Genomic DNA, 1,530 nt, shown 5'->3' on the forward strand with positions numbered 1-1,530 from the left:
CGGACGATGGCACCACCGATTCTGCGCGTCCACGACGCCCGGCGCACCGGGTCAGCCGCGCGGGACGACGGCGACCGGGCACCGGACGCGGTGGACGACCGTCCGGGTGACCGGGCCGAGGTGGTGCCCCGTGCGGCCGAGCACGAGCAGGCCTGCGGACCGGGAGGCGTCCACCAGCGCGTCGGCGGCCCGGGCACGCCGAACGTCCGGGACGGCCTTCGGCTCCGTCTCGCGCGCAAGCAGGTCGGCCAGGGCGCTCTCCTCCACTTCCACGAGGAGCACCTGCTCGGCCGCGGAGAGGGACCACCAGGTCGCGGGCGGCATCCAAGCGTGGACGACCCGCAACTGGACGCCGCAGACCGCGGCGGTCTTCCGGGCGAAGGCGAGCACGGTCGGGGCCGGGTCATGGGCGTCGATGCCCACGACCACCTCCCGGGGCGGCCCGGTCGTCCCCGGGTTCGCCCGGATCAGGGCGACGGGGCAGGGCGCGTGGGCCGCGACGGCGAGCCCGACCGAGCCGAGCGGGCTGTGGGGCGCGGAGGAGCCGAGCGCCACCAGGTCGGCCGAATCCGCTGCGGCGGTGATCCCGGCGGGCGCGTGCTCGTCCAGCAGGGCGGTATCGAGCTCCAGACTGGGGTGGTTCGTCCGCACCCACTCGGCTGCGTCGGCAAGCATGCCGAGCGCCCGGCCGCGCGCCTCGCTGACGCCGGGCAGCCCGGGAGCCGCGTGCAGCGGCCGGGGCCAGGCGTACGCCAGCCGCAGCCGGGCGCTGCGCCGGACCGCCTCGTCGGCGGCCCAGCGGGCGGCGGCGAGGCTCTCCGGGGAGCCGTCGACTGCGGCGAGTACCAACACGTCCGGACCTCGTCAGACCGGGGCGGCGAGCCGGAGCTCGACGTCGACCACGCCGGGCACGGAGCGCACCAGGCGCTCCAGGACGTCGGCGGAGACGGTGTCCGGCAGGCCGCCGGTCAGGGTGATCCGGCCGTTCTCGGAGCGGATGTCGGAGTCCACCGCGGCACTCGGGCCGAGGGTGGCGACCAGTTCGAAGCGGACCCGGTCTGCCAGTTCGCGGTCGTCGCCGAGGTAGACCTTGAGCAGGTCGCCCCGGCTGACGATGCCCACCAGGTAGTCCTCCTCGTCCACGACCGGGAGCCGCTTGAGGTGGCCGCGGGCCATCGCCCGGGCAGCCTCGTTGAGCGGGCTGCCGGGGTGCACGGTGACCGCCGGGACGGACATCATCCGCCCGGCGGTCAGGGCGTCGGCCCGCTCGCCGTCGCGGTCCCGGGCGGTGAGCAGGTCGGCCTCGGAGACCACCCCGATCACCCGGCCGTCGCCGGTCAGCACGGGCACCGCGCTGACCTGCCAGCGCTGCAGGGTCTCGGCGACCTCGCGGAAGTCCGCGTCGCGGCCGACGGCGACCACGGCGTGGGTCATCACGTCGGCGACGGCGCTCGGTGTACTGGTCACGGCGGCCTCCTAGGAAGCGGCCCGGTAGGCGTGGGGGTGTTCCAGGTGCTGCTCGGTGTCGTC

Annotated in this window: 2 protein-coding genes; both read right to left on the bottom strand. The window is 75.9% G+C overall.

What is annotated here, in order from left to right; genetic code table 11:
* Positions 1-51: 51 nt before the first annotated feature.
* Positions 52-852, bottom strand: a complete 801-nt coding sequence (locus ACH4E7_RS45580; RefSeq protein ID WP_396255127.1) for a universal stress protein — start codon at positions 850-852, stop codon at positions 52-54.
* 12 nt (positions 853-864) lie between these two features.
* Complete coding sequence (locus ACH4E7_RS45585) at positions 865-1,467, bottom strand: CBS domain-containing protein (protein ID WP_396255128.1); 603 nt, start codon at positions 1,465-1,467, stop codon at positions 865-867.
* Positions 1,468-1,530: the final 63 nt, after the last annotated feature.

It is taken from the genome of Kitasatospora sp. NPDC018058 (assembly GCF_044327205.1).
GTDB lineage: Bacteria > Actinomycetota > Actinomycetes > Streptomycetales > Streptomycetaceae > Kitasatospora.